This is a genomic window from Streptomyces sp. BV286, from assembly GCF_019090165.1.
In the GTDB taxonomy this organism is placed as follows: domain Bacteria; phylum Actinomycetota; class Actinomycetes; order Streptomycetales; family Streptomycetaceae; genus Streptomyces.
In genome coordinates, this window is sequence record NZ_JAHRIB010000174.1 from 108,818 (window position 1) to 124,220 (window position 15,403).

A 15,403-nucleotide genomic window follows, 5' to 3' on the forward strand; every position below is an offset into this window, starting at 1 on the left:
AGGCTCTGCTGGCGGCCGGTGACCAGTAGGGATTTGCGCTGAGCGGTCCACTGCACCGCTCGCATCACCGAGTTCAGCGGCTGGAGCATTGATCGGCAGTACCGTTCTGGCGGCCGAACAATGGAACGGGGCGCGCGAGCCGTCGGGCGTCGCAGGATGCATGGGTTGGCTGCCCGCGCTGACGCAGGGGCAGTTGGAGGGGTGAGGGTGTGGCGGGGCGTCGTGAGGTGCCGGTGGATCCGGCAGCAGGTCCGGTGCAGCGGTTCGCGTTCGAGTTACGCAAGCTGAGGGCGGAGGCGGACGGGATCACCTACCGGGCGCTGGCCCAGCGGGCGGGCTACTCGGTGACCACGCTGTCGCAGGCGGCTGCGGGCGAGCAGTTGCCGACGCTGCCGGTGGCCCTGGCCTATGTGGGGGCGTGCGGGGGAGACCTGGTGGAATGGGAGGCTCGGTGGAAGGACACGGTGGAGGAGTCCGCCGGTGACGGCTGCCGGGACGACGACGGATCACCCGCCCCCTATCGGGGCCTGGCACGGTTCGAGACCGGGGACAGCGCCTTGTTCTTCGGCCGGGAACAACTCGCAGCCGACCTGGTCGACCTGCTGCGCCGTCGCCGGTTCGCGGCGGTCTTCGGCCCTTCCGGCAGCGGCAAGTCCTCCCTGCTGCGGGCCGGCCTGATACCCGCCCTCCGGCAGACTCAGGAGCCGGACCTGCGTCCGTCCGCGATCCGGATCCTCACCCCGGGCGAACGTCCGGCCCGAACCCACGCATCCCTCTTCGCCCCCGCAACTCCCGGCGACGGCAGCGCAGGAGCAGACACCTTCGTGATCGTCGACCAGTTCGAGGAGGTCTTCAGCCTCTGTCACGATGCCGCCGAGCGTGCTCGCTTCATCGATCTGCTCCTGGCCTCCCGGAAGCCCGAGAGCGGCCTGCGGGTGCTGTTGGCGGTGCGCGGCGACTTCTACGGCCGCTGCGCTGAGCACCGCGACCTGGCCGACGCGTTACGCGATGCCAACCTCCTGGCCGGTGCGATGAGCCCTGCGGAACTGCGCGACGCCGTCGTCAAACCGGCCACGGACGCCGGACTGCACGTGGAACGTGCCCTCACCGCCCGGCTGGTCAAGGAGGTCGCCGACGCGCCGGGCGGGCTGCCGCTGCTGTCCCACGCGTTGTTGGAGACCTGGCGCCGCCGCCGCGGCAAGACACTGACCATGGCGGGGTACGAGGCAGCCGGATGCTTGGACGGCGCTGTCGCCAGGACCGCCGAGACGGTCTACGGCCAATTCACCGAAGGCCAGGCGGCTGCCGCCCGCCGGGTGTTGCTGCGTCTGGTCGCTCCCGGGGACGGCACCCCTGACACCCGCCGTCCCGTCGAACGCGCGGCGCTGCCCGGCATCGGCCGAAAGGACACGGCCCACGTGGTGGAGGCACTCGCCGGTGCGCGGCTGCTCACCCTGGACGGCGACACGGTCGAGATGGCCCACGAGGCCCTGATCACGGGCTGGCCGCGGTTGAGCGGGTGGATCGAGGAGGACCGTGATCGCCTGCGTGTGCACCGGAACCTGACCGAAGCGGCTCACGCCTGGACGGAACTGGGGCGCGAACGGGGCGCTTTGTACCGGGGTAGCCGACTCGCCGCCGCCCAGGAACACTTCGGCGGCGCATCGCGCGCAGACCTCAACGACCTTGAGCGCGCCTTCCTCGACGCCAGCCGCAACCACGAGCAGAAGGGCCGTCGTCGGTACCGGTTGGTGCTGACTGCGGTCACCGCCGTCCTGTGTCTCGCCCTCGTCGCTGCCGGCCTCGCCGTGGGGCAGTGGCAGAGCGCGGTCGCCGCCCAACACCTCGCCCAGTCCCGGCAACTGGCCGCCCAGTCCGGCGCACTGCTGGACTCCGATCCCGACCTCGCCTCACTGCTCGCTGTCCACGCCTACCGGACCAGCCCGACCCGCGAAGCCACCGCCGCCCTGTATGCGGCTGCGGCCCTACCATTGCGAAAGCGCCTCATCGGCGGCAGCGAACCCGTGGATTCCATCGCCCTCAGCCCGGATGGACGCACCGTTGCCGCCAACAGCCGAGACGGCAAGGTTCGGATCTGGAGTCTGCCCGGGGGGCAGCTCCGACACACACTCGCCGGCTACGACAGCGGCGAAGTCGCGGCGTTCAGCCCCGACGGACGCACTCTCGCTGTCGCTGCCGTCCGTGGCTCCGACGGGCTGATAGGTCTACTCGATCCAGTCACCGGCAGGAAACTCAGAACCATCACCGTCTCCGACGGTTCAGTACGAGGGATGGCCTTCAGCCCTGACGGTCGCACCGTCGCCGCCTCGTCCCCGGCAGCTGTACGGGTGTGGGATGTCGCCACCGGCCGCCAGCGGCGTAGTTTCGCCAGCCAGTTCGATGCGCAGGCGGTCGCCTTCGGCCCTGACGGACGTACCGTCGCCGCCGTAGACAACGGGCGGGTGCGGGTGTGGGACGTGGCCACCGGCCGCACCCGAAATGCGCACGACAGCCAAAGCGAGGGGGTGGTTTTCAGCCCTGACGGCCGGACATACGCGGCTGTCCGCACCGACGGTTCGGTGCAACTGCGGGAGACGGCCACTGGCATTGTCCGGCGCACTATCAGGGATGGTCGCGTCGAGTGGAACAAGGTGACCTTCGCCCCGGACGGGCGGACCCTCGCCATTCCGGGGCGTGGGGACACGGTACGACTGTGGAACACCGCCTCCGGCACGGCACAAGCCACCGTGACCGCCGGGCGCCACGGACGCGGGGCCTTGAAAGTGGCTCTCAGCGCGGACGGCCGCACCCTGGTCACCGGCAACTCGGACCCCACCGTCCGTGTTCACCGCCTTGCCGCTGACCTTCCGCTGACCATGCTGCGAGGCCGTGCCGGCACGTCCGTTGACGACATGGCATTCAGTCCGGACGGACGCGCGGTTGCCACGGTTCACCAAGGCCCGCCCGGCCGTGGGTCGGTGCGGCTTTGGAATGTCAGGACCGGTGACCATGAAGCCACACTGGCGCTCGACACCGACGTGGCATTCAGGGGAAAGCAGCTGCCATTCCCGGTTCGGCGCCTCGGGGCTGTGGGGTTCAGCCCGACAGGGCGCGCCTTGGCCGTCAGGGCCACAAAGAACGGTGTGGTGGTCGAGGTCCGGGATGTCGCCACGGGCCGTCTTCGCAATAGCCGTGCCCTGGGGGCCAGAAGGGCGGTCTTCAGTCTTGACGGGGCGAGGCTCGCCGTCGTTGGCGCGAAGGGGGCGGTGAGGATCTGGCACCTTTCAACGGGTTCGCTGCACACTGTCCGCACCGGTCACGGCCGATCCGTCAGAGAGTCGGCGTTCACCCCGGACGGCCGCACACTCGCCGTCGTAGACATCGAGGCCGACGGCGACCAGGTCACGCTGCTCGATTCAGAAACAGGCCGCAGACAGCTCACTATCAAGCCGAGAGGGGGCCCGCTGTCTCTCGCGTTCAGCCCGGACGGGCTCACCCTGGCCACCGCAAGCAGCAGTAGCGGAGCCGTGAAGACATGGGATACGCGCACCGGTCGGCTGCAAGGCAGCTTCAGCGTCGGCGGCGAGGTGGCGTCGCTGGCGTTCAGTTCCGAGGGGCGTACCTTGGCCGCCAGCAGCGCAAGAGGAGTCCAGCTGTGGGACCTCGCCACCAGTCAGCTGAGAATCACCCTGCCGGTTCGCTCGCTCGCACCGGTGGCGTTCAGCCCGGACGGACGGACCTTGGCCATCGGCACGGACAGTTCCGTCGGGCTGTGGAACGTCGACCTGCCCGATCCGGTCCGCGCGATCCGTAACATCTGCGAGGCCATCGACACCACTCTCAGCCCCCTGGAACAGTCCCGCTACCTGCACAACAAGTCCGCTGAAGCCGGCTGCCAGGCATCGGAGCGATAGGACCTCACGGCAGCACCCCGTGATTCAAGCACCGGCCCCAGGAGCTGACCGTAGTGGAGGTACCGGCCAACTTGCACGGCACGCTCGGCATTGGCCTGACGCTTGGCAGGGTCGGCCGGGCCTCCGGCCATGCCGACCTGGTAGATCTGTCGCTGGCCGGCGCCGCGGACACAGCGGTGCGTGACGAAGCAGGGCCGGAGGGCTTCCTGGCGCTGCACTCCACCCCGCAGTACTTCCCGATGCGATCGATCTCCTCAGCTACGGCTGGGGCCACGGCGCGGCCGGCGACGCCCAGGTCTTCCGGCTGCTGCGGGTAGCCACGGCCGACCCTCTCGTACCCACACTTGCTGACCGCTGCTGACGCACGGTCACCCACTCCGGGCTGCCTCAGCGGGTGCGCCCCGGTTTCTGGGACAACAACGGCCGCTGCTGCGTGACCCCGCCCTGAAGCGCACAGCGCCCAGGTCAGTGCGGGGTATGGCTGTGCCAGGTTCCAGGGAGGTCATTCCACACGAGTTCGGGAGTCGGTCTGCGTCTCCGAAGCAAGATCAATATGTAGGTGAACTGATGTCACCGGTTCGGGGCCACGCCGCTTCCGTTGCACGGTCGAAGGGAATTTCAGCGAGCCTGGGCAATGGGATGGCGGCTAGGTTGACGCCGTGCATCCCATCCGGTTCGCTGCCGTCCAGCGTCACGACACCCACGTCTTCCACTACGCTCCGGGCGACGACGTCGCTGTGTCCAGGCACTGGCCAGGGCTGTTCGAAGAATGGCCTGAGGGAGAGACACCGTTCACCGAGTGGGCGGTGAATAACAACAACACGGAGGAAGTCGCCGTCTACGTGGGTCTGGTCTGGCGCCTGACAGCCGGGCTCGCCCGCTATGCAATTCCGACGTACTACCGCGACGACGCCGCACGGACGCTGGGACGCGAGCCAGTTTTGGTGGACTGGGAGTACGAAGTCGACGCCGAGCAACTGACCGCCGAGTCACGGGACAACGGTTTCGTTCCCGGACGCGCCGCGCTCACAATCCGCCCCACCGCGTGGGAGGTGGAGAACGCCAGTCGCGCGGGCCTGTTTCCGCTGGCGACCCCGCGGGATCTGGTGTCCGCGTTGCACGCCGTGATCTTCGACGCCTCCTCGGAGATCAGCGTGTTCGCCGTCGCCCCGGGCGCCGAACGCTTCGAGCGCCTGACCGCAGCGTTGCGGGGCCCGGTGCGGCCGGCCCTGGGCCACATCCTCGGGGACGACGGAATTTTCCTCGACCTCACGATCGGTTCCGATCTGGGCAACTACGACTCGATCATCATCGCGTCATGTACTGATCTGCTGAGACCGCTGACCGACCTTGCTGCGGACTGCGCGCAGCGCGTCGAGTCCTACGAGCAGCGGCTGGATGAACTTCACAGTGTCCGTGATTTTCTACGGGCCATGCCCGAGCTCGCGGGTGTGGATCTGGACGCCTCCTGAGCAGGACTGACCCCTGCTTGGGCTGCGGTGAACCGGGCCCAGCAGCGGCGCCTTGCCGCCTTGGTAGAAACGCAGCTCCTCCGGTTCGGACACTTGCGGAGCAGGTCCGAACTGAACGGAAGGCTGCGATCGAGGAGTTCGTCGCGGTCTATCAAAAGATCGAGCGTGTCATCAGTGACGGTGGTGATCGACCGAGTGAGTTGATCCACCGCATGTGGTCTCTGCGCAACAATCTGACGTTGATCGCCTCGCAAGAGCTTCACGACGCGGTCACTGACCTCGCCAACGCTCTTGGCGAGACGTACTGGCACGGGACGCCGGACGGCAGTAGAGCCTGGGCGCATCTTGGTGGCGTCCGGCGTCGATTCCTTGAGGCGGCGCGCGCTGAGGTGCGGCCTGATGGCGACCACCTGGAGAGATGACCCGTGCACCTCGTGGACGAATGGTTCACCCCGGTTGACCTTCACGGCCTCGGTGTCGAACCTGGCGAGCGCCGCGCGGGTTCGGGGTGAACCGAGCGCGGTTGAGGTACGCGCAGGCGCTGGCGGGGCAACCGCCACTCCTGCGGCCACCGGGTGGGCGCGTGCCAGCCGCGGCCCCGGCCGGCGTGGAGCCGGTTCCGCAACCTGGCCCGGCCGCTACAGCTTCACCGCCTCCACCCCCCAGCTGTCGGTGCCTTGCGCCCGCTGCGCGATCCCAACGCGCCCTGGCTGGCCGAGGGTGACGACGGGCGAGCGGCAGGAACGCACATGGAAAGAGGCCACCGCGCGATCCGCGGGCGTCTCGTGCGGTCAGGGGGTGGGATCGGAAGGTCGTTGTCGCTGCTGGGTGTCGGCGAGGCGGGCCAGTGTTTCGGCGATGCCGGGCAGGAGGTCGGCCGGGATGTGATCGAGAACTCGGCGCCGGGCGCTGGCGAGGTGGGCGGGTTGAGCCGCTCGCATGGCGTGCAGGCCGGTGTCGGTGAGGACGGCTTCGCTGCCGCGGGCGTCCTGGCTGTGGCGTTCCTTGCGCACCATGTCGTGGCGGGACAGGCCGTCGACGATCCGCGTGATGCGTGAGGGAGTCAGGCCGGAGGCGGTCGCGAGAGCGGACATGCGCATGCGGTGGTCGGGTGCCTCGCTCAGCAGCAGCAGGGCGGCGAACTCGGTCATGGTCACGCCGGTGCGGCCCATGTCCTCCTCCAGCAGACGCGGCAGGGAGTGCACCAGACGCCCCAGGCTCTGCCACAGCAGTAGTTCGTCGGTGTTCAGCGGATCGTCTTCGGGCGGGATGGAGTCCATGCCAACCACTGTATTTGACTGGGCAAGCAACTAGTGTGATTGTTGCTGAAGCAAGCAAATTTAAGGGGCTGCATGACTTCCCAAGCACCTGCACCAAACGGTTTCCAGCACGCTGTCGCCGACGTCAACGGTGTCGGCATCCACTTCGTGGTCGGCGGGTCCGGACCCGCGGTCGTCCTCGTTCACGGCTGGCCGTTCAGCTGGATCGAGTGGCGGGCTCTGATGCCGCTGCTCGCAGCCCGGGGCTTCACGGTCATCGCCCCTGACCTGCGCGGCTCCGGCGACTCCCAGATTCCGGACGGCCACTGGACCAAGCGGGAGGAGGCCGAAGACCTCCACCGCCTGCTCAGGCACCTGGGCCACGACCGCGCGTACGTGGTCGGAACCGATGTCGGCACGATGACCGCTCACGTCTGGGCCCAGCACCATCCCGACGACGTGGAGCGGCTGGTGCTCAGCGAGGCGTTCCTTCCCGGCTACGGCTTGGAGGAGCACATGAACCCCGCCACCGGAGGCTCCTGGCACTTCGGCTTCCACGCCCAGAGCGAGCTGGCCGCCATGCTCACCGCGGGCAAGGAGGAGCAGTATCTGTCTGGCTTCTGGACGATGATGACCCGCGGCGGCATCACCGAGGCGGACCGAGCTGACCTGCTTCGCACCTACACGCGTCCCGACGCGATGCGCGGAGGGTTCGAGCACTACGCCACCCTCGTCCAGGACGGCCAGGCCGCCCGCGCGGACGGCCGCCTGATGATGCCCGTCCTCGTCCTGAACGGCGAGTACGGCCTGCCCCAGGGCGTCCTGCTGGAGGGCGCGCACGCCGCCGCTGACGACGTCCGCGCGGACACCGTCCCCGACGCCGCGCACACCTTCGCCGCCGACAACCCGGCGTGGACGGCCGACCGGCTGACCCGCTTCTTGACCACCGCCCGCGCCGCCTGAGACGCGGCGCCACACAGCACACGGAGCACATCTCATGCAGATCCTCGTCATCGGCGCCACCGGCTACGCCGGCCGCCGCGTCTCCACCGCACTGGCCCGCGCCGGGCACACCGTCCTGGGCCTGGCCCGCGACACCACCGCCCCCGCCGCCCGAGACCTCACGGTCAACGAGGTCACCCCCGTCGAGGGAGACTTCACCAAGCCCGAGACCTGGCGCGAGCACCTTGAAGGTACCGACGCCGTCGTCCATCTCCTCATGGACATGAGCGACCCCGTCGGCGGCGACCAGCGCCTGTTCGCCGAACTGCTCGCCGCACAGGAGCGCGACGGCCGCCGTCGGCACCTGGTGTTCACCACCGGCATCTCCAGCTACGGCCGCACCGGCCTGCCCCTCATGGACGAGAACACCCCCGGCAACCCCGAGAGCCCCATCGGCTTCCGCTTCGGCCTGGAAAAGGAACTGGCCGCCTCCGGCCTCGCCCACACCGTGGTCCGCCCGGGATTCATGTACGGCGGGCCGGCGAGCACCTCCATGACCGGTCAGTGGTTCGCCGCCGCCGAAGCGGGCAGCCCGGTCTTCTACGGTGACGCCGCCAAGCGGTGGAGCTGGGTCCACGTCAACGACCTCGCCGACGCCTACGTCCGCATCCTCGACAACGCCGCCGTCGTCGACGGGGAGACCTTCGTCATCGCCGACGACCAGAGGCTGACCGCCCTGGACATGCAGCACGCAGCCGTACGGGCTGCCGGCTACACCGGCGAGATAACCCTGGAGAGTGCCGAGGCCGGGGGCATGATGCAGATGGCCGCCGACCAGGACGAACTCGTCACCAGCGCCAAGGCCCACCGCCTCCTCGGCTGGACCCCCCGGCATACCTCATTCACCGACAACCCCGCCCTCCACTACCGCGCTTGGAAGGCGGCCCAGACTGCCCAGACCGGCGCCTGACGCCGTACAGGGCCGACGGCTCCGGTCACCCGCGAAACTCTAACAAGACGCCGTCACCCCCTCCACGACCCGAGTGCACGCGCAACGTCGCCCTGCCGCCGAACCCGCCATCGGGTCGCCATATCGGCCGGACGGACTGCTACGTCGGCGCCGACACTCTGCCGCTGACCTGGAAGGCCGATCTGCTGCTGGAGCCGGGCGGCGAGCCGGAGCCGATCCCGACGTTCACGAGCGCAGCGAGCCCCCGGCGCCCGACAGGCCGAGGCTCGCTGCGCAGTGCGCGGGGCGGAAACACGGCTCCCCGTGCTCAACGTCGGGTCCGCTCCCGGTCAGGCTGGCGAAACGGCGACCCGGCAGCGGCTCTCACCTGGAAAGGCGGGCCGCTGTCGGGGTTTTCGGATGGAGGTGGCCCGCTTGGCGTGTCAGGTGGTGAACAGCGTTGCAAGCGCGAGGACGGATGCGCCGAACACCACGACGTGGCGGGCGTTCTGGAGGACCCACACCCAGGAGGGGAAGCCGTCCTCGGCCGCCTTGAGGAGGGCGGGGACGTCGATGCGAGCGAGCGCCGGGTCGTCCTTGCGTAGGAAGGCGGCCTGCACGGACTTCACGGCGGTCAGGTTGCTGTAGAGGATCACGCAGTTGACGGCCAGCACGATCGACTGGAAAGCCCAGGTCAGGGGCTCGGCCCACGAACCACCGAACAGATTTACCGCAGCCACTGCCGTCATCGCCGCGGCGATCGAGACCGGAGCCCACGTCTCGTGGCCGCCGGCATCGAACCTCATCCCGTTCTCGGTGAGGGCGGTGGTCCGTATGCCTTGGCGCTCGAGTTCCGCCTCCGCGCCCGCCATCGCGGTCGCCCCGTAGCGGGCACGCACCAGCGGGATGCTCAGGAAAGCCGCGGCGACGAGCAGCTGCATGACGGCGACGGAAGCATTCACGGTGGGTCTCCTTCATCAGGCGCTCGCCGGCGCCGACCATGCTTGCACTAAGTTCAAGAGCAACTTAAGCCTCACATGAACTAAGTGCAAGTAGCGTCCTGAACTTTGTGCAAGTCGAGGTCTGATGCCTATCGTGGGGCCATGCCTCGCGACACACTGACCAAGGAGCAGATCATCCGCACTGCGATCGAACTGCTCGACGACGAGGGCCTGGAAGGCCTGAACATGCGCAGCCTGGGCAAACGGCTCGGCACCGTCGCGACGGCCGTCTACTGGCACGTCAAGAACAAGGACAACCTCGTCCTGCTTGTCGGCGACCACGTCTGGGACGAGATCGAATTTCCCGATCTCGACGCGGTCGACTGGCGAACGGCGGCCACGAAGATGGCCGGCAGCCTGCACGCGATGCTCAGCAGACACCCGTGGCTGGTACAGGCTTTCGGCTCGTACCTCTTCTACGGCTCAGGAAAGGCGCGCTACGACGACCACAGCCTCGCCGTCTACGAAGCGGCCGGTTTCACTGGTCCGCAGGCGGACCGGGCAGCGGCCGCCGTCTTCACATTCGTGCTCGGCAACGTCCTCGGCGCCTCCGCCATGGTCTCGCTGACCAGAAGGCTCAGCCGCGACGGCGGCAATGCGCAGGAGCAGATCCAGGGCACGTTGGCGAAGGCGAGCGAAGTCGCCATGCAGTTCCCGCGGCTGCGCAGCCGCCTCACCACCCCTGCCGCCGACTACAATGCGGCACCCGGGCTGACCTTTGAATATGGCCTGGAAGCCCTCCTCAACGGCCTCGCGGCCGAACTCATCGGCCCCGGCGCACCCATCGGCCCAGGCGCGCCATGCGGCTCCGCCGGCGACGGGCGCCCGTGACGGCTGTTGCCGTCCAGATCCCGTCACCGCCAACTCGAAGAAGCGCCCTGTCCCACGGGCCCGATCCGATCCGATCCACTCCACCTCGCCGAGGTCTTCGGCCTCGGTGAGAAGACCGCAATGCGCTACGTGGACTCCGCACGATCTCTACAGGAACGGGCCGCTGGACAGCAGCTTCGACGAAATCAGCTCGACCAGGACATCCCGCGAAGGGAATCATGGATGGGTGACGTCGACTGAAGCAGCAAGAGCTTTCCAGGATCATGCCGCCCTCTGGAGCACGGGAGACGCGCGAGCGAGCGACGTCGTCAATGCGGCCTGTGATGCGCTCGCCGCCGGGCTCGACAGCTCCGGGCTTCGTATCCTGGCAGCCTGTACGCGTGCTGACGCGGACTACGACGTGCACGCATTGCTCCCCGAAGCACTCGAAGAGCTCGGCCTCACCTTCTATCCAGTTGCCAGTGAAGTCGGCCAGGAAGCCGCCGCGCGAGCCCTGGCACGTCGCATGCTCGCCGGCGAGCTGACACCTCGGGAGTTCACCTTCCGGATCCATAAGCGCCACGGACACGAGCTTGCCCTGACTGAACGGCTCGCCGAACTCGACGACGAGTACGACACCCTCGCATATGGAGACATGCCAGCGGCACAGGTCGATGCGGAGGTCACGGCAGAGGCTCGTCGTCTCGCAGCCCATCTCTAAGTTTTTCCGAACCCACGGATGCCGTGATCTGATGCACACAGACTGACCCGCGAGTTCCCAGTGAGCAGGCTCGTGAATGCGATTCACCGCTTACTCCAGGTAGAGAGCTGCCAAGCGTGGCAGGTGGCGAGTCATTTCGGCTTGGTCGTCGAAGTCGAAGCCCCAGGTGGGATCCAGCTCCGGGTATCGGATGGTGAATGCGTCGTCCGGGAGTTGCCTGCCGGTCGCCATGACGTGTGCGTTCCAGACGATGCTCAGCGCCTCCTCACAATCGAGATCAATTCCGTCGGCCGCTGCAGCTCGTACGACGGGCACTTCGGCGAGGGCATCGGGGTCAGCAACTATGCGCTCGAAGACCTCGCGTCCCTGCGCGATCAACCAGCCGCGGAAGTAGTCGAAGCCGTCGTCGGAGCATCCGCCGTTGATCACGTAGGCAGCAGCCCACAGAGGATTTGTGTAAGAGTCGGCCATCAGGTCCCACAACACCTGCTGAGAGGCGACGATCTCCTCGGCCGGGTACGTGGCCAGTTGCGAGGCTGCCCGGCGGGCGACAAGTTCTCCGTCGTTCAGGTTGGATGTCTGGTTGCGGGCTGCCTCGATGAGTTGCCAGAACTGCTCTTTGTTCATGGCGGCAGAGCATGCCACCTGGTACTGACATCATGCCGGCCCCGGGAGGTTGGCTCGCCAGAGCAAGCATGTCGCCGCCCGTCCACGTGTGTTGTCTCCGGGGGCGTATCGGCTCGTGGTTCCTCCGGCCTCGATGAGCAGGCGGGCGGCTGTCCTGCCGTGGTAGCCGAGCGCCTTCGCGATGACGGGAGCCGGGGTCTGAAGTACGAGTTGGCGGATCGCGGAGGTCCTGCCCCGTTGCGGTGGGACACCGGTCTTCCGCAGGTGGACGGTCCTCTGCCCACCTTGCGGCGGCGTGGGGAGGGGGTTCCGCTTGGCCGTTAAGCACTGGGACGGCCAGTTGAACATCCGTATCCTGGCCACATGGTGGATGAGGGAGGGCCGAGACTCTTCGTGAACCGGTGGGGCGACACATCGGACCCCGCGTCTGTAGGACGCCCTTCCTATCGGGATGAGTGCGTGTGCTTCGACCAGGGCAAGCCGCACCCGCGAACCCGGGTCGGTTTCCACGCCGAACGCCAGGACACTTCGACCGCTGGCTGGCGACGCCTGCTGGAGTTGATCGAAGAGGCTGTGGAGGACGGGCGGGAGGAGTTCCGGCCTCTGGTCGACCTCCGTCCCGAGGAGCGTCGGCAGGTCATCACCCTGCCGCCGAGCATCGCCAGACTGACGGCGGTCAAGCATTTCGTGCTCTACGGCAGCAACCTGGTCCGAATACCGCCCGAGCTCGGTGCAATGACCAGCTTGGAGGAGCTCACCTCCTACACCTCGTACCGGCTGCATTGGTTTCCCTACGAGATCACCAGATGCTCAAAGCTGGCCCGGAGCACGGTGAGTACCCGCGCGCTCTTCGGGAACTACAAGCTCCGTCCTCCTTTCCCTCGGCTTCAGCGCTGGACGGACTCAGATGCTGAACTCGATCTGGCAGAGCTCGATGCCCGGCGCTGGGGGACCACCGCCATCCGCGGGTGCAGCGTCTGCGATCGGCCGATCGAGCAGGGTGCGCTCCACCAGGTGTGGATCTCGCTGCGGGTGGCCACAGATGTCCTGCCTCTCTTGGTCAACGCCTGCTCGGCAGCTTGCGTCTCTGCACTTCCTTCCGGCGCTGAGGACTACGTGCAGCGGCCGCACACAGGCGGCAGCGTCGAGCAGCCACCCTCCCGACGATCAAGTTTTAGTTCTGGCCGCGATTGCGTGTGATTCGGGATCATGAGCGCAGCCAGCAGGGTTCGGGTGCGCATGAGGCGGAGCGAGGCTCGGTCGTACATAACCCGCTTGATCGTTGATGCGATTGACGTGACCTTCGGCGATGCCCGAGATCCGCGGGAGAATAAGGTCGGCGGCGACGCCATCGAGATCGAGGCACAGCCCCTGTAGGAAGGACCGGATGGGGCTCGGCGCGTCGTGTTCAGCCTGGCGTACCCACTCCAGTAACTGGTGGGCCACGCCGCTGTTGGAGCAGGTCGTGGAAGGCGTGGGTGAGGTCACAAGCCCGGGTGGTGTCGGGGCATGCCAGCCGTACTTTCAGGAGTTGCTCCTCCTCACGGGGCTTCAGAGCGCCGCGAGGCAGCATGATCCACATTGCGATGGCGTGCATCCATAAACGGTGCCGCCAAAGTCCACAGCCGATCTGCACGCGGCGAGCCGTTGTGATTCCCCTCCCACCGCAACGCCGACCGGCCAAGCTCTACTGACGCAAGATGCTCATGGAATGGTCTCCAGGGAGCCTCGGGCCTGCTCTGCGATCATTACAGTGGCAGTCATGCACCGATCACGAATGTACGCGCTGATTGTGGACGCCCCCGAGCGGGAGGCTTCGGCGGCAGCTCGCTTCTGGTCGTCGGCTCTGGGCGTGCCCGCCCATGTGGACGCGGCAGAGCCCCAGTTCACGTCGCTGGTCGGCGCTGTGGACGGACTGGCCACCGTGGTCCAGTCGGTTGCCGATACGCCGCGCATGCACATCGATATCGAAACCGACGACGTCGATGCCGAAGTCGCCCGCCTCCTGGGGCTCGGTGCCACCGAGGTGTCTCAGTGGCTTCAGTGCCATGTGCTGCGAGCGCCGGGCGGACACCTGTTGTGTGTCATCCCCGTCCACAGCGATCCGGATCTCTTTGCGGCAACCGCGCGGATCTGGAAGTGAGACCTGTTCGGGAAGTGCCTGGGCAACCGGTAGCGGACCCGGGCACTCACCCCGCAATACTGGCCGAGCCGTTTGCCAACCAGTCACAGCGGGCCTCGGGTCAAGGCCCTGAATCCGGGCAGCACTGGTGTGGGTTGCGGCCTGGCGCGGCCGACAGCACGGATGCAGCTGGGTTTCGCCTGTATTGGCCAGGGCGCCTGCCATGATCGTCAGCATGGGGATACACATCGCACCGGCCGGGGTGGCCGACTTCCACCAGGTTCTGACGGATCACTCCCGTTACTGGGGCGAGCGCGACCTTCGGTCGCTGCATCTGCTGGCCTTGGTGCAGGAGTTCGGTTCCACGTGTTTGGTTGCCCGGGCCGGGGACGGAATCCGCGGGTACATCTTCGGGTTCGTCACCCCGGACGGCACCGGGTACGTGCATCTGATCGCCACCCGGGACGATGCCCGTGGCACCGGTCTCGGGCGTCGCCTGTACACGGCGTTCGCTGAAGCGGCGGAACGCGACGGTGCTCGGAAGTTGAAGGCGATCACGTCAGTCGAGAACGCCGGCTCGATCGCCTTCCATCGCGGCCTCGGCTTCGACACGGAGATCGTCGACGACTACAACGGCCCCGGCCGGGCTATGGCCGTCTTCCACCGAGATCTGCCGCTCAACGTCTCACGGCCCTGACCCGCCGGCCATCACCGGTAATAGCTCCCCGGTCTTCACCGTGGGGTGATTTTGGTTCGTGGAACGTGGAGGTCTGGCGGATGAGCAATGGGTGGTGCTGGAGCCGTTGTTGACGAGGGGCAAGAAGCCCGGCCGCTGACGTGGGCCCGACGACAGCTGATCAACGGCCTGCGGTTTCGGGTCCGCGCTGGTGTCCCACAGGACTACAAGGCCCGGCACTCGGTCGAGTGCGGCATGAGGGGCTTCGAGCCGTGGGCACCAGCTACGGCAGAGTCGCGGTTCGATACGAGGCTGCCGTCCGCATTGCCACCGTCAACGAGTGGTTGTGACGTACTGGTCCGACGACAACTCGAACACTCGCACTCGCCGCCCGCTGGTGGGATTGACGGTCTCGCGGACCGGATGCATCCCCAGTTTGGTCATGATCCGCTCGGAGGCGTCGTTGCCCACTTGAGTGATGCTGACGATCCGCTCCAGCCCTCGCTCTTCGAACCCGAACCGTACAGCCGCCGCAGCGGCCTCGGTGGCCAAGCCCTGCCCCCAGTGCGAACGCCCCAGCCGCCAGCCGACCTCAACAGCCGGCAGTACCTCCGGCAAGAAGTAGGGCACCGAAAGCCCGGTGAACCCGGCCAGCTCGCCAGTGGACCGGATTTCCACGGCGAACAGGCCGAAGTCCTGTGACTCCCACTCGCTCTCCCATGCCTGGACCCCGCCGCGAGTCTGCTGTTCGTCACGGACGCTGCCGTCACGTATCCACCGCATGACCTCGGGGTCGGCATTGATGGCAGCCATGGGCGCAATGTCTTCCTTGCGCCAGCGACGCAGGATCAAACGGGGAGTCTCAAGAGTGACCATCCGACGATTCTGGATGACAAGGAAGCTCTCCGGC

The 15,403-nt window shown here is 67.4% G+C and carries 14 protein-coding genes; 10 read left to right on the top strand and 4 right to left on the bottom strand.

The annotated features are described in order from the left end of the window. Positions 1 to 254: 254 nt before the first annotated feature. Positions 255 to 3,914 carry a helix-turn-helix domain-containing protein gene (locus KUF83_RS32385; RefSeq protein ID WP_308403229.1) on the top strand — a complete coding sequence of 1,220 codons (3,660 nt, stop codon included), beginning with the start codon at positions 255 to 257 and terminating at the stop codon, positions 3,912 to 3,914. A 659-nt stretch (positions 3,915 to 4,573) separates the two neighbouring features. After that, on the top strand, positions 4,574 to 5,386 hold the full coding sequence (locus KUF83_RS32390) for a hypothetical protein (RefSeq protein WP_217458560.1): 813 nt from the start codon (positions 4,574 to 4,576) through the stop codon (positions 5,384 to 5,386). 791 nt (positions 5,387 to 6,177) lie between these two features. Here KUF83_RS32390 and KUF83_RS32395 read toward each other — a convergent pair. Further along, positions 6,178 to 6,666 carry a MarR family winged helix-turn-helix transcriptional regulator gene (locus tag KUF83_RS32395; protein WP_217458561.1) on the bottom strand — a complete coding sequence of 163 codons (489 nt, stop codon included), beginning with the start codon at positions 6,664 to 6,666 and terminating at the stop codon, positions 6,178 to 6,180. A gap of 72 nt (positions 6,667 to 6,738) precedes the next feature. Between KUF83_RS32395 and KUF83_RS32400 the strand changes: the two genes are divergently transcribed. Both KUF83_RS32400 and KUF83_RS32405 read left to right on the top strand, forming a co-directional pair. Next, positions 6,739 to 7,608: an alpha/beta fold hydrolase gene (locus KUF83_RS32400; RefSeq protein ID WP_217458562.1), complete on the top strand. Its 870-nt coding sequence runs from the start codon at positions 6,739 to 6,741 to the stop codon at positions 7,606 to 7,608. Positions 7,609 to 7,642: 34 nt separating this feature from the next. Further along, positions 7,643 to 8,557 (top strand): NAD(P)-dependent oxidoreductase, encoded by a 915-nt coding sequence (locus KUF83_RS32405; RefSeq protein ID WP_217458563.1) that lies wholly within the window; start codon positions 7,643 to 7,645, stop codon positions 8,555 to 8,557. Positions 8,558 to 8,979: 422 nt separating this feature from the next. Here the strand turns inward: KUF83_RS32405 and KUF83_RS32410 are convergent, their stop codons facing one another. Then, a complete protein-coding gene (locus tag KUF83_RS32410; protein ID WP_217458564.1) occupies positions 8,980 to 9,498 on the bottom strand; it encodes a hypothetical protein in 519 nt (172 codons plus the stop codon). Positions 9,499 to 9,639: 141 nt separating this feature from the next. Between KUF83_RS32410 and KUF83_RS32415 the strand changes: the two genes are divergently transcribed. After that, entirely contained in the window at positions 9,640 to 10,368 is a 729-nt protein-coding gene (locus KUF83_RS32415) for a TetR/AcrR family transcriptional regulator (protein WP_217458565.1), read from the top strand. A 226-nt stretch (positions 10,369 to 10,594) separates the two neighbouring features. Continuing rightward, the gene (locus tag KUF83_RS32420) at positions 10,595 to 11,068 is read left to right on the top strand and encodes a hypothetical protein (RefSeq protein ID WP_217458566.1); all 474 of its coding nucleotides are present in this window, start codon (positions 10,595 to 10,597) and stop codon (positions 11,066 to 11,068) included. A gap of 90 nt (positions 11,069 to 11,158) precedes the next feature. Here the strand turns inward: KUF83_RS32420 and KUF83_RS32425 are convergent, their stop codons facing one another. Further along, the gene (locus KUF83_RS32425) at positions 11,159 to 11,695 is read right to left on the bottom strand and encodes a DUF4240 domain-containing protein (protein WP_217458567.1); all 537 of its coding nucleotides are present in this window, start codon (positions 11,693 to 11,695) and stop codon (positions 11,159 to 11,161) included. 459 nt (positions 11,696 to 12,154) lie between these two features. Here KUF83_RS32425 and KUF83_RS32430 point away from each other — a divergent pair, with 459 nt between their 5' ends. From KUF83_RS32430 to KUF83_RS32445, 4 genes are all read left to right on the top strand, one after another. Next, positions 12,155 to 12,895, top strand: a complete 741-nt coding sequence (locus KUF83_RS32430) for a leucine-rich repeat domain-containing protein (protein WP_217458568.1) — start codon at positions 12,155 to 12,157, stop codon at positions 12,893 to 12,895. A gap of 9 nt (positions 12,896 to 12,904) precedes the next feature. Continuing rightward, entirely contained in the window at positions 12,905 to 13,072 is a 168-nt protein-coding gene (locus KUF83_RS32435; RefSeq protein ID WP_217458569.1) for a hypothetical protein, read from the top strand. 400 nt (positions 13,073 to 13,472) lie between these two features. Then, the gene (locus KUF83_RS32440; protein WP_254644687.1) at positions 13,473 to 13,838 is read left to right on the top strand and encodes a VOC family protein; all 366 of its coding nucleotides are present in this window, start codon (positions 13,473 to 13,475) and stop codon (positions 13,836 to 13,838) included. Positions 13,839 to 14,040: 202 nt separating this feature from the next. Continuing rightward, positions 14,041 to 14,514: a GNAT family N-acetyltransferase gene (locus KUF83_RS32445; RefSeq protein ID WP_217458571.1), complete on the top strand. Its 474-nt coding sequence runs from the start codon at positions 14,041 to 14,043 to the stop codon at positions 14,512 to 14,514. A gap of 312 nt (positions 14,515 to 14,826) precedes the next feature. On the opposite strand, the gene KUF83_RS32450 is transcribed toward KUF83_RS32445, so the two are convergent. Next, the gene (locus KUF83_RS32450; RefSeq protein ID WP_217458572.1) at positions 14,827 to 15,369 is read right to left on the bottom strand and encodes a GNAT family N-acetyltransferase; all 543 of its coding nucleotides are present in this window, start codon (positions 15,367 to 15,369) and stop codon (positions 14,827 to 14,829) included. Positions 15,370 to 15,403: the final 34 nt, after the last annotated feature.

Bases quoted from the DNA above. Each gene is read 5' to 3' on its own strand.
- KUF83_RS32435 (WP_217458569.1), top strand. From the start codon at position 12,905: ATGAGCGCAGCCAGCAGGGTTCGGGTGCGCATGAGGCGGAGCGAGGCT.
- KUF83_RS32440 (WP_254644687.1), top strand. From the start codon at position 13,473: ATGTACGCGCTGATTGTGGACGCCCCCGAGCGGGAGGCTTCGGCGGCA.
- KUF83_RS32415 (WP_217458565.1), top strand. From the start codon at position 9,640: ATGCCTCGCGACACACTGACCAAGGAGCAGATCATCCGCACTGCGATC.
- KUF83_RS32445 (WP_217458571.1), top strand. From the start codon at position 14,041: ATGATCGTCAGCATGGGGATACACATCGCACCGGCCGGGGTGGCCGAC.
- KUF83_RS32450 (WP_217458572.1), bottom strand. From the start codon at position 15,369: ATGGTCACTCTTGAGACTCCCCGTTTGATCCTGCGTCGCTGGCGCAAG.
- KUF83_RS32425 (WP_217458567.1), bottom strand. From the start codon at position 11,695: ATGAACAAAGAGCAGTTCTGGCAACTCATCGAGGCAGCCCGCAACCAG.
- KUF83_RS32395 (WP_217458561.1), bottom strand. From the start codon at position 6,666: ATGGACTCCATCCCGCCCGAAGACGATCCGCTGAACACCGACGAACTA.
- KUF83_RS32405 (WP_217458563.1), top strand. From the start codon at position 7,643: ATGCAGATCCTCGTCATCGGCGCCACCGGCTACGCCGGCCGCCGCGTC.
- KUF83_RS32400 (WP_217458562.1), top strand. From the start codon at position 6,739: ATGACTTCCCAAGCACCTGCACCAAACGGTTTCCAGCACGCTGTCGCC.